Origin of the sequence: Aquamicrobium sp. LC103 (assembly GCF_001014615.2) — a bacterium.
Classification (GTDB): domain Bacteria; phylum Pseudomonadota; class Alphaproteobacteria; order Rhizobiales; family Rhizobiaceae; genus LBCQ02.
Window position 1 is genome coordinate 239142 of sequence record NZ_LBCQ02000008.1, and the last position, 18995, is coordinate 258136.

The following is an 18995-nucleotide window of genomic DNA, read 5'->3' on the forward strand; positions in this document are numbered from 1 at the left end:
CCGCGTGCATTATGCGCCGAAAATCCGCGCGGATGCAAATCCACGCGGGTCAAGAAGGTTTGAACAATCGCTTCGGAACAAAATGCGGCGAACGGGATCTGCTGGCCGTTTCCGCTGGGCACCGCAAACCGAACCGTGAAGAATTGCGCCTCCCTCGGCGGAACACTTCAAGCGAACGGTGAAAGTCTCTAAACTGCGGGATTGAGCATGCTTGGAGGAAACCCTGCGCAATATGACGCCTGTCTCGCGCCGCTACTGGATCGTTCTCGGCGCCGTCGCGGCAACCCTGTCGGCGGCGATCGCCTATTTCGGCACGAGCCACATGACCACGATCTACATGGAACAGGCGGCGCGCCGGGGCGACAACACGCTCGGGCTGGCGGTCTCGGCGCTGCGCGGCGAGTTGGCGCGTTACGAAAACCTGCCGGAGCTGATCGCCGATCACGAGCAGATCAAGGAGCTCGTGGAGAATCCCGGCGACCGAGAGCGCGTGGATGCCGCCAACCGGTATTTGAAGTCGATAAACGCGCTGCTGGAATCGTCCGACATATACATCATAATGCCGGACGGAACGACGATCGCGGCTTCCAATTTCGACGGGCCGACCCCTTTCGTCGGTGAAAATTTCAGCTACAGACCCTATTTCCAGGATGCCGTTGCCGGCGGGGAGGGACGTTTCTTCGCGCTCGGCACCACCTCGCTCAAGCGCGGCTATTATTTCGGAGCGCCTATCCACACGAATGCCGGCATTTCCGGTGTGGTCGTCTTCAAGGTCGACGTGGACGTTATCGAACAGGCCTGGCACGGAACGGATTACGAGATCATCGTCACCGATCCCGAAGGCATCGTCTTCATGTCGGGGCGGGAGGATTGGCTGTTCACCGGTATCGGGGCGCTCACCGAGGACCGTCTGGCGAGGACGGCCGAAACGCGGCGATATGCCGATGCCGAGCTTCGCGAGCTGCCTGTCAGGCGAACCGTCACCGCCGAGCGTTATGACCTGCTCACGATCGAGAATCGCGCCGGGAGCACGGAATACCTGACGGTGTCGGAGCAGATGCCTGAAGCGGATTGGACGGTCAGTGTCCTCCTCGACACAGCTTCGGCCCGTTCGCAGGCGATGATGACCGTGGTGGCGCTTCTGCTCCTGGTCGGTCTCGCGGCGATGGGGGCTGCGGTCTACCTCCAGAGCCGTGCGCGGCTGGCCGAACGGCTGGCGACGCAGCGCGAGGCCAAGGAGCAGCTCGAGCGGCGGGTTGCGGAACGAACGGCGGACCTCGCCGCAGTCAACAAGCGCCTGGAGCAAGAGGTCGACGAACGCCGCGCGACCGAACGCCAGTTGCGCAAGACGCAGGCCGACCTGGTGCAGGCCGGAAAGCTCGCCGCGCTGGGACAGATGTCGGCGGCCTTGTCCCATGAGTTCAACCAGCCGCTGGCGGCCGTTCGCGCCTATGCCGACAACGCTACGGTGCTGATCGACCGCGGCCGCGGCGCGGACGCACGCATGAACATCGGCCGGATCGCCGCGCTGGTTGAACGGATGGCGTCGATCAGCCGGCATCTGCGCAATTTCGCGCGCAAGCCCAATGCAAAGCTGCGGCCGGTGCTGCTCGAAGAGGTCGTGCGCGACATGCAGGAGATCGTCTCCGCCCGCCTGCGGGTGGCGGAAGTCGAGCTTGCAATCGACCTCGGCGACGAGCCCATCTGGCTGATGGCCGGCTCCGTGCGCCTGCAGCAGGTCCTGGTCAACATCGTCTCGAACGCGGCAGACGCGGTGGAAGGCCAGGCCGAGCGCTTCGTCGGCATCAGCGGGCGACGGCAAGGCGACCGCGTCGTCATCGCCGTACGCGACAATGGCCCGGGCGTGCCTGAGGCGATCGCGGCGCGGATATTCGATCCGTTCTTCACCACCAAGGGTGTCGGCAAGGGCTTGGGGCTGGGCCTGTCCATCTCCTATAACATCGTCAAGGATTTCGACGGCAGCCTGACGGTTTCCAACCTTCCCGAAGGCGGCGCGGAGTTTCTGATCGAACTTGATGCGGCCGCCGAAGATGCGGTGGACGGGAACGTGAATCTGGAAGTGGCGCTATGAGTCCCGGCGAAATTCTGCTGATAGACGACGAGGAGGAAATGCGCGAGGCGACCGCGCAGGGGCTCGATCTTGCAGGCTATCGGGTCCGTCAGTTCGCGGGCGCCGAAAGAGCGCTAGACTTGGTGGGATTCGGATTCAACGGCATCGTCATCACCGACATCCGCATGCCGGGAATGGATGGCGTGACGCTGATGTCGCGTATCCACGAGCTCGATGCCGACATTCCCGTCATCCTTATCACCGGACATGGCGATGTTCAGCTTGCCGTCAGGACCATGCGCGAAGGCGCCTATGATTTCATCGAGAAGCCGTTCTCCGTTGGCCATGTCGCGGACATTGCGGCGAGGGCGCTGGATCGCAGGCAACTCGTGCTGGAAAACCGGCTGCTGCGTGCCGCGGCCGGCCAGCGCGACGATCTCGAACAGCGCCTCATCGGCCGTGCGAACGTCATGATCGACTTGCGCTATCGCGTCCGCGCGGCCGGTCCGACGGATGCCGACGTGCTGATCGTCGGCGAAACTGGGACCGGGAAGGAAGTGACTGCGCGGGCCCTGCACGATCTGAGCCCGCGCGCCGACAGGCCGTTCATCGCGATCAATTGCGCGGCCCTGCCCAGCAACCTGATCGAGAGCGAGCTGTTCGGTCATGAGGCCGGCGCTTTTCTTGGCGCGATGCGCGCGCGCTTCGGGAAGTTCGAATTGGCGCAAGGCGGAACGATCCTGCTCGATGAGATCGGCGCCATGCCGCTGGACGTCCAGGCCAAATTGCTGCGCGTCATTCAGGAACGGACCATCACCAGACTCGGCTCCAATGAGGTCTACCCGCTCGACGTGCGCTTCATGGCCACCAGCAAGGTCAATCTGGAGGACGAGGTGGCGGCAGGCCGCTTCCGCGCCGATTTGCTCTACCGGCTGAACGTCGTGACGCTCAACATCCCGCCGCTTTCGGCGCGGCGCGAGGATATACCACTTCTGTTCCTGAAGCTCGTCAACGAAGCGGCGGTGCGTCATCGCCGCGATCCGGTTCCGGTGCCGCCGCAGATCATTTCCGCCATCGCGGAGCGCGACTGGCCCGGCAATGTGCGCGAGTTGCGCAATGCAGCGGACCGTTTCGGGCTGGGTCTCGGCCTGCAGTTCGATGATGCGCGCGCCACCGCGACACAGCCGACGCGTCTCGCCGAGCGCGTCGCCGAATTCGAGAAGACGGTGATCATCAACGCGCTTGCCGCACAGCGCGGAAGCCTCAAGCCGGTCTACGAGTCGCTCGGATTGTCACGGAAATCCCTATACGAGAAGATGCAGAAATACGGGCTGGACCGTCGGCATTTCGTTCTCGCCGACGAAGACTAAACGCGTGAATGGGTGGATTTCCACCCTCGTGCGTGCGGCTATGTTACCAAATCCACCCATCGAGTGATCGGGAGTCCGATCAAACCCGCCACAATCGACGCAACCCTGTTGCATCTTCCTTGCCCGGTCGACTGACTGCGCACGTGTCATGTCGGTTTAGGGAGGAACCGGTTCTGCGGACGCGTCCGCATGTCTTCTCCCGAGACCCAGCAAAACGAGCACCTGAAGCGGTGCCGGCCTCGAGCTGGCCAGCAAAGGGCATCCCCAGGAGGAAAGCATATGAAAAAGACAATGATCATGGCGGCCGCGTTCGCGGCGATGAGCGGCACGGCGCTGGCGCAGTCCTACCCGTCGCAGCCGATCACCATCATCGTTCCGTTTTCGGCCGGCGGCCCGACCGACACGGTGACCCGTCTCGTCGCCCAGGCCATGAGCCAGGATCTCGGGCAGCAGATCGTGGTGGAGAATGTCGGCGGCGCCGGCGGAACGCTCGGCGCCGCGCGCGTCGCCCAGGCCGGCAATGACGGCTACACCCTGCTTCTGCACCATATCGGCATGGCGACGTCCGCCACGCTCTACCGCCAGCTTCCCTACAATCCGCTCGAGGACTTCGCCTATGTCGGCCTCGTGACGGAAGTGCCGATGACGATCGTCGGTCGCGCCGATCTGGAGGTCGACACCTTCGAGGATCTGCTGGCCTATGTCCGCGAGAACGGCGAGGACGTCATGTACGCCAATGCCGGCATCGGCGCGGCCTCGCATCTGTGCGGTCTGCTGTTCATGAACGCGCTCGACACGCAGATGACGACCATCCCCTATCAGGGGACGGGCCCGGCGATGACCGATCTGATGGGCGGGCAGGTCGATCTTCTCTGCGACCAGACGACCAACACGACGAATCAAATTCGCGACGGCTCGGTCAAGGCCTACGCCGTGACGGTGCCGCAGCGCGTCGAAAGCCTCCCCGATCTTCCGACGGCGTCCGAAGCCGGACTTGCCGATTTTAACGTCAGCATCTGGCACGGGCTCTACGCGCCCGCCGGCACTCCCGACGAGGTCGTCGAGCGGCTGAGCCAGGCCTTGCAGGTCGCGTTGCAGGACGAGACCGTGGCCCAGCGCTTCGCCGACCTCGGCACCGCGCCGTCGCCGAGCGAAGACGCGACCTCGGCGGCCCTGCAGGCGAAGCTTGAGGGCGAGATCGAGCTGTGGCGCCCGATCATCGAGGAAGCGGGCGTCTACGCCAACTGACGATGAGCCGATGGTCGAGGCCGTGCGTGCCGTCAGGCGCGGGCGGCCTCGCGTCCTCAATGCAATGGAGTAACGGATGCTGTCTCGCGACTACAAGGACATCGTCGGAGGGGCGCTGCTCGTCATCGTCGGGCTGGTCTTTTCCTGGTATGCGGCGACCCATTACGATCTCGGCACGCTTCGCCGCATGGGGCCGGGCATGTTTCCGGCCGCGTTGGGGATCGTGCTCGCCGGCTTCGGCGCGATCATGGCGGTCCCGGCTTTCTTCCGGCGAGGCGAGGTGCCGTCCGTGCGGATCTGGACCCCGCTCTTCGTGCTGACCGGCGTCGCCGGATTTGCCGTCCTCATTCGGCCGTTCGGCCTCATTCCCGCGATCCTCGCCGTCTCCATCATCTCGTCCTTTGCCGAATTGAAGGTTCGGCCGATCAGCCTGACGATCCTGAGCGTCAGCCTCTGCGTCATAGCGTGGCTGGTTTTCCGCGTCGGGCTCGGCCTGCCGATCGCCATGTACAGGTGGCCATTCTGATGGATATCCTTTCCAATATCGCGATCGGCCTCGATACGGCGCTGACGTTCAACAATCTGTTCTACTGCTTTCTCGGCGTGTTCCTCGGCACGCTGATCGGCGTCATCCCCGGCATCGGCGTGCTGTCGGCGATCTCGATGCTGTTTCCACTGACCTTCTACCTCGATCCGACCACCGCGCTGATCATGCTGGCCGGCATCTGGTACGGGACGTCCTATGGCGGCAACACCGCCTCGATCCTGCTCAACATCCCAGGAACCCCGGCCAATGCGGTCACCTGCCTCGACGGCTATCCGATGGCCCGGCAGGGGCGCGGCGGCGTGGCGCTCCTGATGACGACCGTCGCCTCCTTCGTCGGCGGCTCGATCGGCATCGTTCTCTTGATGCTGTTTTCGCCGATCATCGCAAACTATGCGCTGAGCTTCGGGTCGGCGGAGTATTTCGCCCTGATGGTGCTCGGTCTCGTCGCGGCCTCGACGATTTCGGACGGGTCGGCGGTCAAGGGCCTGGCGATGGTCGTGCTCGGCATCATGTTCGGCACGGTGGGCGCGGACATCTATACCGGAACGCCGCGCTTTTCCTTTGGCGTCCTCGAATTGACCGATGCCATCAGCCTGATCGCGCTGGCGATGGGCGTGTTCGGCGTGTCCGAGGTGATCGCCTCCGTGCGCAACGTCAATGTCGGCGACATCGATCCGGAGAGCGTCAAGTTCCGGGCGATGAAGCCTACCCGGGACGACATGAAACGGTCGTGGTTTCCGATGCTGCGCGGCTCCTCGATCGGCGCCTTCTTCGGTACCTTGCCAGGCACGGGGCCGTCGGTCGCCGCCTTCATGGCCTATGCGGTCGAAAAGCGCGTCGCCAAGGAGCCGAAGCGCTTCGGCAAGGGCGCGATCGAAGGGATCATGGGGCCGGAATCGGCCAACAATTCCGCCGACCAGACCTCGTTCATCCCTACTCTGTCGCTGGGCATTCCGGGCAGCCCGACCATGGCGCTGATGCTCGGCGCGCTGATGATCCACGGTATCGCGCCGGGCCCCACGCTGATGACCGATCAGCCGTCGCTATTCTGGGGGCTCATCATGAGCTTCTGGATCGGCAATCTGATGCTGGTGATCCTGAACGTGCCGCTGATCGGCGTGTGGGTCCGGCTGCTGATGATCCCTTACCACCTGCTGTTCCCGGCCGTTCTGATGTTCATCTGCATCGGAACCTATTCGGTCAACAACAGCGCGTTCGAGGTCTGGCTCGTCGTCTTTTTCGGTTTCGTCGGCTACGCGATGCGCATCTTCGACTTTCCGGCGGCACCGTTGCTTCTGGGCTTCGTGCTGGGGCCGCTGATGGAGGAACATTTCCGGCGCGCCATGCTCCTGTCGCGCGGCGATTTCGCAACCTTCGTCGACCGCCCGATCAGCGCGACCGTCATGGGCATTACGGCGATCCTCCTGATGTGGGGGTTCTGGTCGGCGCTTAGACAGCGGAAGAAGGAACGGGCGCTGCAGTCCGAAATGGCGGAGGAGACGGCTTCGCGGGGATGATGCCGGAGCAGGTTTCGACATTGGCAATGTGCCTTCGAAGGGCACATTGCCGGTTTCGCGAAGCAATCCTTTCCGCCCTGCAAAGCTTAATATTTTTGACACGACGGGCACCGCGCCTACGATCGGACGGGCAATTTACTCCGCCTTGCGGTCTTCAGCCCGGATCACTCCTTCATGAATTATCGGACAATTTCTCCGCGCTCGCTCGTCATCGTCGGGGGTGGCTTCGCCGGCGCCGTCGCGGCGATAAAGCTTCTTGATGGCGCGAATGCGCCGCTTGCCGTCACCGTCGTGGACGAGCGCGACCAACCGGGTCGGGGCGTGGCCTACAGCACCCGCGAGACCGTCCATCTCGTGAACGGTCCCGCGCGCATCTTTTCCTTGCATGCCGAGGATCCCGATCATTTCGTCCGCTGGCTGGAACGGCATGCCGGCGACGAGCCGTGGCTTGAGGCCGGCAATGCCGGCGAGACCTTCGTCCCGCGCTGGACCTATGGCAGCTATGTCGGAGAAGAACTCGCGCGTGCCGCCGCCGATGCGGCGGGCCGCGCGCCCTTCAAGCATGTACGAGCGAGGGCAAGCGACGTGCGACGGGTGGGGGAGCGCCTGCATGTCGAACTGTCGAACGGAACAACGTTGCTCGCCGACGATGTCGTGCTCGCGCTCGGTGTCTTCAAGGCGAAGCCGCGGCCCACGGAAATCGCGGCCGCCGGCCATCCCGGCTTCGTTGCCGATCCCTGGAACCCGGCGGCGCTCGATCGCATAGCCGGCGCGCGCGACATCCTGCTGATCGGCGCGAGCCTCAGCATGGTCGACGTGGTGGCCAGCATGGAAGCGCGGGGCTTTCGCGGCGGCTACCGCGTCATTTCCCGGAGGGGGCACCTCGTGCAGGCGCGTCGAGAGGTTGCGGAATGGCCGGACTTTTTTGCCGGGCAGCCATTGCCGAGCACCACGCGCGAGCTTCTGAGGCGCGTCCGGACCGAACGACGCGCGATCGCGGCGGCGAACGGCGACTGGCGAAGCCTGCTCTCCGTGCTCCGGCCGCGGATCGCGGATCTTTGGCGGGGCGCCTCCACCGACGAGCGCGTGCGCTTCGCGCGACACCTGCGCTCGCTTTGGGACGTAACGCTTCATCAGGCCGCGCCGCCGTCCCGCAAATGGCTGGAGCAGGCTGAACGCGAAGGCCGCTTCGCCAGCGCGGCGGGCCGGTTGCTCGACCTTTCCCCGCGTGGCGATCGTCTCGCCGCACGGATCAGATGGCGCGGCGGAGAAGTGGAGCAGGCCGATTTCGACGCGGTGGTGGATTGTCGTGGGCATCAGGAGCACGACTGGCGGCGCATCGACGACCCCTTCGTGCAGCGATTGCTCGAACGAGGGCTGGTGCGCCCGCACGCGACCGGCTTCGGCATCGACGCCACGCTGGAGGGAGACATCATCGATCGCCGCGGAGAGCTCATCCCCGGCCTGCGCGCGATCGGCCACCCGCTGAGGGGGGTGGCATGGGAGTCGAGCTCGATTCCGGAGCAGCTCACCCAGGCAAAAGCCCTGGCGGACCGCCTGCTGGGGCACGAGTTCGAGACGGTCGCGGCCGAGTGATCCCGGCTACTCGGCGACTATACCGAGCGGTTCTGGATCGGTGGACGGGGTGAGGAACCGTTCCAGGCTCGACAGGGCAAGCGCCTGACCGCGCAGCCACCGCCGGAAGAGGTCCACCTGTGGCAGCTTGGCTTTGTGCGGCAGGGCCGCGAAGTAATAGGAGAAATAGACGGGCCTCGGATCGCCGAACGGAACGACGAGGCGTCCTGTCGCGAGGTCGGCCTCGCACAGCCGCAGCTTGCCCAGTCCGAGCCCCTTTCCGGCAAGCGCCGCGTCGACCACCAGCGACGAGAGATTGACCCTGACGCCGCCGGCCTCCGGGCGCGTCGTCAGCCCCTCGTTCCGCAGCCATTCGTTCCAGTCCGGACAACTCGTGTCGTGCTCGGGACCGTGCTCGTGGATCAATGGCGCGCGGAGTGCCGCATGCGTGCCCGCGTTCAGCCCGTACTTCCGATAGAACTCGGGACTGCAGATCGGCACGACCGCCTCCGGGAAAAGCCGGTCGACCACAAGGCCTGATCCGACGTCCGGTCCGTAGCGGATCACGCAGTCGACATCCTCGGCTTCGATATCGGCAAGTTCCGTGGTTGCCTCGACAAGCACCTCGATGTGGGGCGCGGCGTTTCTCAGGTCGTCGAACCGGGGCACGAGCCATTTGCTGGCAAATGATGGCGAGACCGAGATGCGGATCGTAACCGCGGGTTCGTTCTCGGCGAGCATGGCGATCGATTCGACAAGCGACGCGAAAGCTTCCGACAGGCCGGGCATCAGCAGGCGACCGGTCGCGGTAAGCTCGAGCTGCCCCCGATTGCGGTGGAAGAGCGACTGGCCGAGGTGATCCTCCAGGAGCCTGACCTGCTGGCCGATGGCGGCGGAAGTGACATGCAGTTCGTCGGCGGCCGCGGTGAAGCTCAGGTGCTTTGCGCTGGCGACGAAGGCGCGCAAGGCGGTCAGCGGCGGCAGCCTGGCGAGGCTGGGCGATGGCGTCCTGCGGCGGTCAAGGAGTCGTTTGTCGTTCATGCGTCCATTTGGACATCAAGAGCCCCGGAACCGCGAGGTCGGCGATTGCAAATTTTCTTCGCGAAGGTGACATGAATTTTTGTCGAGGCTTCTTCGCATAGCAGTGGAAACTAATGTCTACTAGATAGATAGAGTTAAGCGGATCAGATCGCGCGCAGAAACGCTGCCAGTGCCCGTCGTTCCAGCACCGAAAGATCGAGCGGCCGAAGATGCGGGGAAAGCCGTGAGGCGAAGCGGTGGAGAGGGCGGTTGGCCTCCGCCTCGTTGCGTGCCCACACCTCGCCGCCGCCGCGCGCATAGAAATGGATGACGCCCTCCAGCGTGCCGAAATGGCCGTTGTGCATATAGGGTGCCGTGCGCGCGACGTGGCGTAGCGAGGGCGTGCGGAAGCGTCCAGCATCGTCCGGCTCTCCCGTCACGGCGAAACGACCCAGGTCTTCCGCCGGCTCGCCGAAAGCCGAAAGGCCGAGATTGTGAAAGCGGTCGTCCGTCAGAAGCGGACCGAAATGGCAGTTTGCGCAGCCGGCTTTCGTGCGGAAGAGATGCAACCCCCATATTTCCTCGCGATCGAGCGCATCGTAGTTGCCCAGCACGAAATGGTCGAAGCGGGTCGGCCGTTCGATCCGGGCGGCGAAGGCGGCGAACGCACTGGCCAAAGTCGCGGCATTGACGCCTTCGTCGCCGTACAGGCTTCGAAAGCGCCAAGAATAAACGGCATCGCTGCGCAGCCTGTCGAGCACTGCTTCCAGGTCCGGATTGGCCATTTCCCGCCTGTCGGTCAGCGGCGCCAGCATTTGCGCCTGCAGGGTCTCGTGGCGTCCGTCCCACGAAAATACCCGCCGGTGGGCGGCTGCGAATAGCGAGGGCGTGTTGCGGCGAGCCTGTGCCGGCTTCCCGTCGCTCCAGCCATGACTTTCCTGATGGCAATCGCCGCAGGCGATGTCGTTTCCGGCCGAGAGCGAGCGATCGTGAAACAGGTCGCGGCCCAGCCGAGCCTCGTCGGGATCGCGGCTTCGAACGTGGGTGGGAAGTTGGAGCGCGCCCAGCTCGATGAAATCGCCGTCGGCGTCGACCAGAGCGGCGGGCCAATCATGTGGCGGAGCGCGATATGCCTCGGAAAGGTGGCGTGGCGGGGCTTGGGAATAGGAATGCTCCCGCGCGCCAGAACCGGCCAACACCGCAAGGGCAAGAAGGGCGATTCCCGTCCGGAAGAGTATCCAGATCAGGAGCCCGCGATATTCCTGCGGCGACCCAAACCGAAAGGCCTCCGCAAGAAAATCTTGCCGGTCGCAACGACGGGAAGCCAAGACGCGAATGCCGTCTTCAGGTGGCGAGCGTCAATGCTCGTGATGGCCAGTTTCGTGGGCCGCAATCAACCGGCGGTATTTCGCGAGCTGGGCTTCATGATCCTCGCGGTAGTCGATCTTGTCGAAGAACGCGCCATTAGCGTCGATGAGATAAATGATCGCGGTGTGATCCATGGTGTAGTCGTCTCCGGAAGTCGGCACCTTGCGATAGGTCGCTCGAAAAGCGCCGGCCACGGCCGCCGTCTCGTCGTCGGTGCCGCGAAGACCGACGATGCGTTCGTCGAATGCTTCGAGGTAGGTATCGAGGTGTTCGGCCGTGTCCCGCTCAGGGTCCACAGTCACGAAGACGGGCGTGAGGCGGTCGGCGTCCTCGCCGAGGGCAGCGAGGCTGAAGCTCATCTCCGCAAGCGCCATCGGGCACACTTCCGGGCAATTGGTGAAACCGAAGAACAGCGCGTAGGGCTTGCCCTTGAGATCGACACTGCCGAAGCGTGCTCCGTCCACCCCCTGCAATTCGAACGGGCCGCCGATATCCGAACCTGATTGCTGCTGTGCGGCGGCCGGAATGGCGAGGAGAAGCGAAACGCCGAACACGGCGCAGAGACGAAGGAGAACTGTGCTCATCAGTGACAATCCGGTGCGTCCTGTTCCAGATAGACTTCGAAGGAAACGTTGCGGGCCCAGCGTGAAAGCCGCGCCTCCCACTGTTCGCTGGTCGATAGCGAGGCGAGGGCGGCCGCCACGTCGCCGCGCAGCGTTTCATTGGCGGCAGCCGTCTCCACAACCAAGGACGAAGGCTCGATGGGCTCCAGCGTCGCCGAGAACTTTTGCCAGCCCTCCTGTTCGAACAGGGCTGAAAGCGTCGCTTCGTCATGGAGGGCGGCGTCGCACTCGCCGGTGCGCACCAGCATCAGCGACAGTGCCGGCGCGCGTTCGATCCTCAACCTGGCGCGATGGCCGGCGGCGACGCGTCGAGCTTCGCGATTTGCCTCCGACACGCAAACGGTCCGTCCCGCCAGATCGCTCCAGTTCCTGATGTCGGTGTCGCCGCGCATGGCAACCGTCATCGCGGAGGCAAAGCCGGTGTCGAGCGCGGATTGACGCGACAGGGCAAGCTCCTCGGAGGCGACCCGCTCCACCACCATGTCGATAACGCCGGTCTCCAGCAGATCCCGGCCGTCGCCCGGCGCGATCCGTACGAACCGCACCTCCAGGCCGAGCGAAGCGGCGATCTTGCGGCCGATCTCCTGCTCGAAACCTTCGTCGGTGAAGACGCGGAATTCGGTCGACTTCATTTCCGGAGCGATATGAGCCACGCCGATCCGCAGATGGTCCGGCTGCCCGAGGCCGGCCGCCGCCGCGCCGGACAATGCCGCGGCGCTTGCGACAAGCGTCGAGCGCAACAAGTGTCCAGCCTTCATCCGTGGGTCCCATGCGTTGTCATGGGAGAGGGCTAGCAGGGATGGGGAAAGCTCCAAAGAAAGGAAAAGAAGCGTCCGGCGGAAGAAATTCTTCGCGCCGTTCGGACGAAACGGGCTTATGAGTTATGAAGAAAATTCCGTCTATATATGGAAAAATATATAAAACTATATGCTATAAATTTCATTGCTGCCAAAATAATTATTTATAGAAAGGGAATTTTCGCCGTAAGCATAGAAATAGTTTCTCTCGTTCTCCGGAATACTTCTCTACCAACGGGGCATGAACATTGCCTCGTTCACCGGAGCTGGAAGATGAAACGACACCTGACGAAGCTTGCCCGCAATGCCCTTCTGGGCGCTACACTTGCTGTTTCCGGCATCGCCGCCGGCACCACCGCGACATTAGCGGCCGCGGACGACAAGGAGAAGCTGCCCTACATCAACCTGCAATTGCGACCCTGGACGGTCGTCGCCCAGGAGAAAGGCATCCTCCGGGAGGAGTATGCAAAGATCGGCATCGACAAGATCAACCTGATCGCGTCGGGCTCCGCCGAACTCGTGGGTGCCGAATCCGCAGCACTCGACCATGGCTCCATAGCGATCGCCCAGCGCATGGTCTATCCGGCAACGGTCCACAGGGCGAACGGGCTCGATGCCGTCATCGTCTGGCTGTCGGAGCCGTCGGACAAGTACCGCACCCCGATCCTGGCCCGGGCCAACGACGATGCGATCAACGATATCCAGGATCTGGACGGCAAGAACTTCGCGTCCAGCCGGATAAGCTGCTACTTCACCTCGCCCTTCGAGATTTTGAACAAGGCCGGCCTGCCGCTCGACTCGCGCCTGGAGAAGGGCAGGGTACGCTATCAGTCGATCGACAATTCGGCCGCCGTCAACGCCGCGCTGCTGAGCGGGGCGATCGACGCCACCGCCGCCCATCTCGCGGTCAACAACGCCGCCGCGCTCTATCTTTCCGGCGAGGTCAAGGTCATCGGCCGGTCGCCCGACGACGGCGTCTATGTCAACGGGGCCGGCCGCGTTTCCTATTTCGCGATGCGCGAATTCGTCGACAAGTATCCCGAAGCGATAAGGGCCTTCCTGGTTGCGCATGAACGCACCAAGGCCTGGATCCAGGCAAATGTCGACGAGGCGGCGGAGATCATTGCCGAGGGCACCCGCGTTCCCGTGGAGATAGCCAAGTTCCAGATCACCGACCCCTCGACCTTCGAATTCATGGCGGGCGAGACCGATCCGGACGCCGCGCGCGAGAATCTCAAGGAATTCCAGGCCTGGTATATCGAGAACGGCGACGACATCCTCGTCGACCGCCGCCTGAGCGATACCGAAATCGACGATTTCATCGACGAGCGCTTCTTCGCCGGCGGCCAGTTCTCCGTCTACAACTGATCGAGCAAGGCCGCCCTCCGCTTATCCGGCTGGGCGGCGCTTTTTCCCCGGAATCCGACCATGAGCACAACGAACATCCTCGCGGAACGTTCTCCGCCCGCGCGCACCGAGCCGCTGACTTCCCGGCTGGCGCGCCTCCTCGGTGGCGCGAACCTGATCGGCGCCGTCCTGCCGCTCGGCCTGCTGGTGCTGTGGCAGACGGCCACGTCGCTGCGCTGGATCCAGCCCGTCTTTCTGCCCTCGCCATTGGCGACCGTGCAGGCTTTCTGGACGATGCTGACCAGGCAGAACCTGCATGTCGACTTCACCGCCTCCATCCTCATCGTAAGCCAGGCTTTCGTATATGGCGCGGCGCTGGCCGTGGCGCTCGGCATCGCGGCGGGCCTCTCCAGAAATGTCGAGCGCTTCCTTGGGCCGACCTTCGATACGATCCGTCACATTCCAGGCATCGCCTGGCTGCCGCTGATCGTTTTGTGGCTGGGCATCGGCGCCCCGGCCAAGGTGCTGGTCATCGCCAAGTCGGTGTTCTTCCCCGTCTTCCTCAACACGCTTCAGGGCATCCGCGACGTGGAGAAGCGCTACATCGAGTTGGCCGACGTGCTGACGCTGACGCGCTGGCAGCTCGTGCGCAAGGTGATCCTGCCGGCGGCCGTTCCGTCGATCATGGTCAGCCTGCGCTATTCGGCGGGCGTCGCCTGGGCCCTTGTGGTGGTGGCGGAAGGCCTGAGCGGGCTCGAGGGGATCGGCTACCTCATCTTCCGTGCACAGGGGCTTCTTCTGACCGACCAGCTCGTGGTCTGCATGGTCATCATCGGTGCCGTGGGCTTCACCATCGATCGCGCCATGCTCGCGCTGCAGCGCTACGTCTTGCGCTGGAAGCAGGGTTTCGAGGGCTGAGCCCTCGTTTCCCGAAAATCCCTGAACAACGACAAGGACGCTTTTCCATGAATCAACGCGGCAGTCTCGACATTCGCAACGTCGGCAAGCACTACGAGGTAGACGGTCAGCGGCTCGACGTGCTGGACGATGTCGACCTCAAGGTGGAACCCGGTTCCTTCATAAGCCTCGTCGGCCCAAGCGGCTGCGGCAAGTCCACGCTGCTGCGGCTGATCGTCGGGCTCGACGACGAATACAGCGGCGAAATCCTGCTCGACGGCAGGCGCGTCTCCGGAACCAGCCTCGATCGCGGCATCGTCTTCCAGGACCACCGGCTCCTGCCCTGGCTGACGCTGGAAGAAAATATCGGCCTCGCGCTGCTGAACGCCGAACTTCCCGAAGACGAGAAGAGGCGCACGGTCGCCGAGCACATAGCGCTCGTCGGGCTAAAAGGCTTCGAGACCGCCTACCCGCATCAGCTTTCCGGCGGCATGGCGCAACGCGCCGCTATCGCTCGCGGGCTTGTGGGTCGTCCGGAGATACTCTTGCTCGACGAGCCGCTGGGCGCGCTCGACGCGCTGACGCGGGTGCGTCTGCAAGAAGAGATCCTGCGCATCTGGCGGGCCGAGAAGGTGACGATGATCCTCGTTACCCACGATGTCGACGAGGCGATCTATCTGAGCGACCGGGTGGTGGTGATGAATACCGGCCCCGGCCGCATCGTCCGGGAGCTCGACGTCGATCTGCCGCAGCCCCGCGACCGGGCGACCCACGCCTTCGTCGATCTCAAGCGGCAGGTGCTGGAGCATATGGGCGAGTACGTCCATGCCGAGGCGGCCTGACGGCGGCCGCGAGGAGAACGAGCGATGCGTTTAAGTGTTTCAGCGGGCGCGGTTGCAAGCTGGCTGGCGGCGGCGGGAATGGCCTGCGCCGTCGACACGCCGCCCTCGACCGAGGTGCCGGACCTGTCGGCGATACGTGCCCAGATCTATTCGGGCGAGTACGAAGCCGCGGCCGATGCATTGCTGGCGCTGACCGGCGAGGTGCGTCATGCCGACCTCTACAACCTGCTCGGCTTCAGCCTTCGCAGCCTGGCCCGCTACGACGAAGCCGACCGCTGGTATCGCGAGGCGCTTTACTACGATCCCACCCACCGGCCGGCGATCGAGTATCAGGGCGAGCTTTTCATCGCCGTCGGCAATCTCGACGGCGCGCGTTCGAATGTCGAGCTGCTGCGGCTGCTGTGCCCGCAGGGCTGCACGGAACTCGATACCCTCACGCGGGCGCTTGCAGAAGCCGATGCGCGGCAGGCCGGCCGCGACAATCCAGAAAGCTAGAAGGATTTCCAGCGATGAACGCCACCGGGCCCGCCCTCATCGACTTTCACACCCACTATGTCCATCCTGGCTGGACGCTGCCCGAGCCGCGCGGAAACACGCCCGCGCAGAAGGATCTGTGGTCGACGATCCATCGCCGCATCGCCGACGAGAAGGCGCTGCTGGAAAGCATCGAGGCAGGCGACCTTGCCGGACGCGTCGTCAACACGCCGACGGCGTTGTTCGCGCCCGAGGCGGACGACGATACTTACCGCCGCATCAACGACCAGCTCGCCGAGCTTTCAGCGCGTCACGCCGGACGCATCCATGCGCTCGCCAGCGTCGATGTCTTCGCCGGTGAGGCGGCCGCCCGCGAGCTGCATCGCGCGGTGCGGGAGCTTGGTTTGCGAGGCGTCTTCGTCGACAGCGCCAAGGGAGCTCTCCTGCTCGATGCCCCGCAAGCCCGTCCGGTACTGCGGGCAGCGGCCGAGCTGGGCGTCGTCGTTTTCGTCCACCCCGTCAACCCGGAGCCGCTTACGACGCAGTTGGCGCCCTATGGGCGGCTGGGCACGCTTCTGGCACGGGGCACCGTCAATTCCGCCAGTCTGATCGCGCTCATCGAGGGCGGCGTGTTCGATGAACTCGCCGATCTCAAGGTGGTGGTGACGGCGCTGGCGATCGGCGGCATCGTTCTCGCCTCGGGCTTCGGTGCCGAATTCGGGCGCAGGCCGGAGATCGGGGCGATCCTGCGCCGCCACGTCCATGTCGACACGATGGGCTTCGATCCGGTACTCATTCGCGCCGCGGTCGACATTCTCGGCGTTGACAACGTGCTCGCCGGCAGTGACTGGCCGATCGTCAGCGACGGTCCGATCAGCCGCGCCGCGGAGAATGCGCTGACGGCGGCCGGCCTCGATGCGGAGGCCCGCGCCAAGGTCGGCAGTCTCAACGGCCTGCGCCTGCTGGCGCCCAAACCCCTCAACTGATCCCAAAGGAGTTTCATGCGATGTCGCGACGCGGTGAACAGCTCAAGCTCAATGCGTTCCTCTATTTCACCGGCCATCACGTAGCCGCCTGGCGTCACCCGAAAGCCTTCACCAATGTGGAGCTTGAGGACTATGTCACGCTTGCGCGCCTCGCGGAGGCAGCCAAGTTCGATGGGCTGTTCCTGGCCGACGGTGTCAGCGTCAGGCTGCGCAATGTCGAGGCAGCCAGCCGCAAGGCGCACAGCGGCGCCATGCCTTTCGAGCCGCTTACGCTCCTTTCGGCACTCGCGGCGGTCACCAGCCATATCGGCCTGATCGCCACCGCCTCGACCAGCTATTCCGATCCCTACAACCTCGCCCGCCAGTTCATGTCGCTCGACCGCCTTTCCAAGGGCAGGGCGGGCTGGAACCTCGTTACCTCGGGCGAACCGGAATCGGCGCTCAACTTCGGCCATTCGGCCGCGATCCTGCATGCGGACCGGTACGAGCGGGCGGAGGAGTTCGCCGATGTGGTGACGGGCCTGTGGGCGAGTTTCGACGACGACGCCTTCCTGCGCGACAGAAAAAGCGGACGTTATTTCGATCCGGAAAAGGTGCATGTGCTCGATCATCATGGCAAGCATTTCAAGGTGCGCGGGCCGCTCAACGTTCCCCGTTCGCCGCAGGGCCAGCCGGTGATCGTGCAGGCCGGTGCGTCTGAACCGGGCAAGGAGCTCGCCGCGCGCACGGCCGAAGCGGTCTTTGCCGCCGAGGTGACGCTGGAAGATGCGGTCAGGTTCTATGCCGACCTGAAGGGACGGCTCGGCCGCTACGGCCGCGCGGCCGAGGATCTCAAGGTGCTGCCGGGTATCTTCCCGGTCGTCGGCCGTACGTTGTCGGAAGCCGAGGAGAAGTTCGAGGAACTTCAGGAACTGATCCAGCCCGAGGTGGGGCTCGATCTCCTTTCCGGAATGATCGGTACCGACCTTTCCGCCTATCCGCTCGACGGGCCGGTTCCCGATCTGCCCGAAACGAACGGCGGGAAGAGCCGGCAGGACCTGCTTCTGAAGCTTGCGCGACGGGAGAAGTTGACGATCCGGCAGCTCTACAAGCGCATCGCCGGCGCGCGCGGGCACTGGCAGGTCGTGGGCACGCCGGCGCAGGTCGCCGATCTTATGGAGGAGCGTTTCGAGAACTACGGGGCGGACGGTTTCAACGTCATGTCGCCGATCAAGCCGGGCGGGCTGACCGACTTCATCGAGTTGGTGGTTCCGGAATTGCGCCGGCGCGGATTGTTCCGTTCGGAATATGAAGCGAGCACGTTGCGCGGCAATCTCGGCCTTCCACAGTCGCGGATAGCCCGTGCGAGTGCCGGGTTGGCCGCCGAATAGGGGATCGGTAATGTAGCGCCGACTCTCGGCTCTCGAAGCGATAGAATTGATTGTAGGAGACCTGCATGACCACTGCACACGCCCTCCAACCGGCTCGCGAGGAAGCGCGACCGCCAGCAGTTCGCGACGCGGTTCTCCGGCGCTACGGCGAGGATTTTCCCGAAATCGGCGGGTCGTGGAACGAAACGCTCGGCGTGCTGCTCGGTCACCGGTCGGTGAGGGCCTTTCTGTCCGATCCGCTGCCGGCGGGTACCGTCGAGACGATCGTTGCCGCGGCCCAGTCGGCGCCGACCTCCTCCAACGTCCAGGCGTGGAGCGTCGTCGCCGTGGAGGATCGGGATCGAAAGGCGCGGCTGGCGGCGCTTGCCGGTGGCCAGAAGCATATCGTCGATGCCCCGCTGATCCTCGTTTTCGTCGCCGATCTGTCCCGGCATCACGATGTCGCCGCCGAGCGCGACCTGCAATTGGAGGGGCTCGACTTCACGGAAACCTTCTTGATCGCATCCATAGATGCGGCGCTCGCCGCCCAGAACGCCGTCGTCGCGGCCGAATCCCTGGGCTTCGGCACGGTCTACATAGGCGCGTTGCGCAACCACCCGGCGGACGTCGCCGCCGAAGTCGGTCTGCCGCCCCGCAGCTACGCGGTCTTCGGTCTCGTGATCGGCTATCCCGATCCGGCCGTACGGGCGGAGGTGAAGCCGCGCCTGCCGCAGGAAGCGGTGCTGCATCGCGAGGCATATTCGCGTGAGGCTCAACTCGACGCCATCGCGCGGCATGATCACCATACGCGGGCATTTCGGGTGAATCAGGGGCTCGACCCATCGTCCTGGTCGGATCTTGTCGTCGCGCGGTTGCGCACGGTGGCATCGCTGAAGGGTCGGCACGTGCTGCGCGATGTGCTGGGCAGGCTGGGCTTCCCCCTTCGGTGAAGGCCGGCGGCCTG

Annotated in this window: 17 protein-coding genes; 13 read left to right on the forward strand and 4 right to left on the reverse strand. The window is 64.3% G+C overall.

Going from position 1 to position 18995, the window contains the following annotated elements; translation table 11 throughout:
* Nucleotides 1-232: 232 nt before the first annotated feature.
* From XW59_RS17140 to XW59_RS17165, 6 genes are all read left to right on the forward strand, one after another.
* On the forward strand, nt 233-2092 hold the full coding sequence (locus XW59_RS17140; RefSeq protein ID WP_082137653.1) for an ATP-binding protein: 1860 nt from the start codon (nt 233-235) through the stop codon (nt 2090-2092).
* Entirely contained in the window at nt 2089-3441 is a 1353-nt protein-coding gene (locus XW59_RS17145; protein WP_047146466.1) for a sigma-54 dependent transcriptional regulator, read from the forward strand. Before XW59_RS17140 ends, XW59_RS17145 begins: the two co-directional genes overlap by 4 nt.
* 279 nt (nt 3442-3720) lie before the next feature.
* Entirely contained in the window at nt 3721-4689 is a 969-nt protein-coding gene (locus XW59_RS17150) for a tripartite tricarboxylate transporter substrate-binding protein (RefSeq protein ID WP_047146465.1), read from the forward strand.
* 76 nt (nt 4690-4765) lie between these two features.
* Nucleotides 4766-5215, forward strand: coding sequence for a tripartite tricarboxylate transporter TctB family protein (locus tag XW59_RS17155; protein ID WP_047146464.1), 450 nt, complete (start codon nt 4766-4768; stop codon nt 5213-5215).
* Nucleotides 5215-6753, forward strand: a complete 1539-nt coding sequence (locus tag XW59_RS17160; protein ID WP_047146463.1) for a tripartite tricarboxylate transporter permease — start codon at nt 5215-5217, stop codon at nt 6751-6753. Before XW59_RS17155 ends, XW59_RS17160 begins: the two co-directional genes overlap by 1 nt.
* A 174-nt stretch (nt 6754-6927) precedes the next feature.
* Nucleotides 6928-8349, forward strand: coding sequence for an FAD/NAD(P)-binding protein (locus tag XW59_RS17165; RefSeq protein ID WP_047146462.1), 1422 nt, complete (start codon nt 6928-6930; stop codon nt 8347-8349).
* Nucleotides 8350-8355: 6 nt separating this feature from the next.
* On the opposite strand, the gene XW59_RS17170 is transcribed toward XW59_RS17165, so the two are convergent.
* The 4 genes from XW59_RS17170 to XW59_RS17185 all read right to left on the reverse strand — a co-directional run bounded on the left by XW59_RS17170 (nt 8356) and on the right by XW59_RS17185 (nt 12097).
* A complete protein-coding gene (locus tag XW59_RS17170; RefSeq protein ID WP_047146461.1) occupies nt 8356-9369 on the reverse strand; it encodes a LysR substrate-binding domain-containing protein in 1014 nt (337 codons plus the stop codon).
* 143 nt (nt 9370-9512) lie between these two features.
* Nucleotides 9513-10676: a cytochrome c peroxidase gene (locus XW59_RS17175; protein WP_052958202.1), complete on the reverse strand. Its 1164-nt coding sequence runs from the start codon at nt 10674-10676 to the stop codon at nt 9513-9515.
* A 30-nt stretch (nt 10677-10706) separates the two neighbouring features.
* A complete protein-coding gene (locus XW59_RS17180) occupies nt 10707-11300 on the reverse strand; it encodes an SCO family protein (protein WP_047146460.1) in 594 nt (197 codons plus the stop codon).
* Nucleotides 11300-12097 (reverse strand): transporter substrate-binding domain-containing protein, encoded by a 798-nt coding sequence (locus XW59_RS17185; RefSeq protein ID WP_082137638.1) that lies wholly within the window; start codon nt 12095-12097, stop codon nt 11300-11302. The genes XW59_RS17180 and XW59_RS17185 overlap by 1 nt, the downstream gene beginning before the upstream one ends.
* A gap of 312 nt (nt 12098-12409) precedes the next feature.
* On the opposite strand from XW59_RS17185, the gene XW59_RS17190 reads away from it, so the two are divergent.
* The 7 genes from XW59_RS17190 to XW59_RS17220 all read left to right on the forward strand — a co-directional run bounded on the left by XW59_RS17190 (nt 12410) and on the right by XW59_RS17220 (nt 18981).
* Nucleotides 12410-13504, forward strand: coding sequence for an ABC transporter substrate-binding protein (locus XW59_RS17190; protein WP_047146458.1), 1095 nt, complete (start codon nt 12410-12412; stop codon nt 13502-13504).
* Between the two features lie 60 nt (nt 13505-13564).
* Complete coding sequence (locus XW59_RS17195; protein ID WP_047146457.1) at nt 13565-14401, forward strand: ABC transporter permease; 837 nt, start codon at nt 13565-13567, stop codon at nt 14399-14401.
* 47 nt (nt 14402-14448) lie between these two features.
* The gene (locus XW59_RS17200; RefSeq protein WP_047146456.1) at nt 14449-15222 is read left to right on the forward strand and encodes an ABC transporter ATP-binding protein; all 774 of its coding nucleotides are present in this window, start codon (nt 14449-14451) and stop codon (nt 15220-15222) included.
* A 24-nt stretch (nt 15223-15246) separates the two neighbouring features.
* Nucleotides 15247-15717, forward strand: coding sequence for a tetratricopeptide repeat protein (locus XW59_RS17205; RefSeq protein WP_047146455.1), 471 nt, complete (start codon nt 15247-15249; stop codon nt 15715-15717).
* Between the two features lie 14 nt (nt 15718-15731).
* A complete protein-coding gene (locus XW59_RS17210; protein WP_052958201.1) occupies nt 15732-16682 on the forward strand; it encodes an amidohydrolase family protein in 951 nt (316 codons plus the stop codon).
* 20 nt (nt 16683-16702) lie between these two features.
* A complete protein-coding gene (locus XW59_RS17215) occupies nt 16703-18052 on the forward strand; it encodes an LLM class flavin-dependent oxidoreductase (RefSeq protein WP_047146454.1) in 1350 nt (449 codons plus the stop codon).
* A gap of 65 nt (nt 18053-18117) precedes the next feature.
* On the forward strand, nt 18118-18981 hold the full coding sequence (locus XW59_RS17220) for an NADPH-dependent oxidoreductase (protein WP_047146453.1): 864 nt from the start codon (nt 18118-18120) through the stop codon (nt 18979-18981).
* Nucleotides 18982-18995 lie beyond the last annotated feature (14 nt).

Coding starts and splice junctions, on each gene's coding strand:
- XW59_RS17140 (WP_082137653.1), top strand. CDS start 233: ATGACGCCTGTCTCGCGCCGCTACTGGATCGTTCTCGGCGCCGTCGCG.
- XW59_RS17145 (WP_047146466.1), top strand. CDS start 2,089: ATGAGTCCCGGCGAAATTCTGCTGATAGACGACGAGGAGGAAATGCGC.
- XW59_RS17150 (WP_047146465.1), top strand. CDS start 3,721: ATGAAAAAGACAATGATCATGGCGGCCGCGTTCGCGGCGATGAGCGGC.
- XW59_RS17155 (WP_047146464.1), top strand. CDS start 4,766: ATGCTGTCTCGCGACTACAAGGACATCGTCGGAGGGGCGCTGCTCGTC.
- XW59_RS17160 (WP_047146463.1), top strand. CDS start 5,215: ATGGATATCCTTTCCAATATCGCGATCGGCCTCGATACGGCGCTGACG.
- XW59_RS17165 (WP_047146462.1), top strand. CDS start 6,928: ATGAATTATCGGACAATTTCTCCGCGCTCGCTCGTCATCGTCGGGGGT.
- XW59_RS17170 (WP_047146461.1), bottom strand. CDS start 9,369: ATGAACGACAAACGACTCCTTGACCGCCGCAGGACGCCATCGCCCAGC.
- XW59_RS17180 (WP_047146460.1), bottom strand. CDS start 11,300: ATGAGCACAGTTCTCCTTCGTCTCTGCGCCGTGTTCGGCGTTTCGCTT.
- XW59_RS17185 (WP_082137638.1), bottom strand. CDS start 12,097: ATGAAGGCTGGACACTTGTTGCGCTCGACGCTTGTCGCAAGCGCCGCG.
- XW59_RS17190 (WP_047146458.1), top strand. CDS start 12,410: ATGAAACGACACCTGACGAAGCTTGCCCGCAATGCCCTTCTGGGCGCT.
- XW59_RS17195 (WP_047146457.1), top strand. CDS start 13,565: ATGAGCACAACGAACATCCTCGCGGAACGTTCTCCGCCCGCGCGCACC.
- XW59_RS17200 (WP_047146456.1), top strand. CDS start 14,449: ATGAATCAACGCGGCAGTCTCGACATTCGCAACGTCGGCAAGCACTAC.
- XW59_RS17205 (WP_047146455.1), top strand. CDS start 15,247: ATGCGTTTAAGTGTTTCAGCGGGCGCGGTTGCAAGCTGGCTGGCGGCG.
- XW59_RS17210 (WP_052958201.1), top strand. CDS start 15,732: ATGAACGCCACCGGGCCCGCCCTCATCGACTTTCACACCCACTATGTC.
- XW59_RS17215 (WP_047146454.1), top strand. CDS start 16,703: ATGTCGCGACGCGGTGAACAGCTCAAGCTCAATGCGTTCCTCTATTTC.
- XW59_RS17220 (WP_047146453.1), top strand. CDS start 18,118: ATGACCACTGCACACGCCCTCCAACCGGCTCGCGAGGAAGCGCGACCG.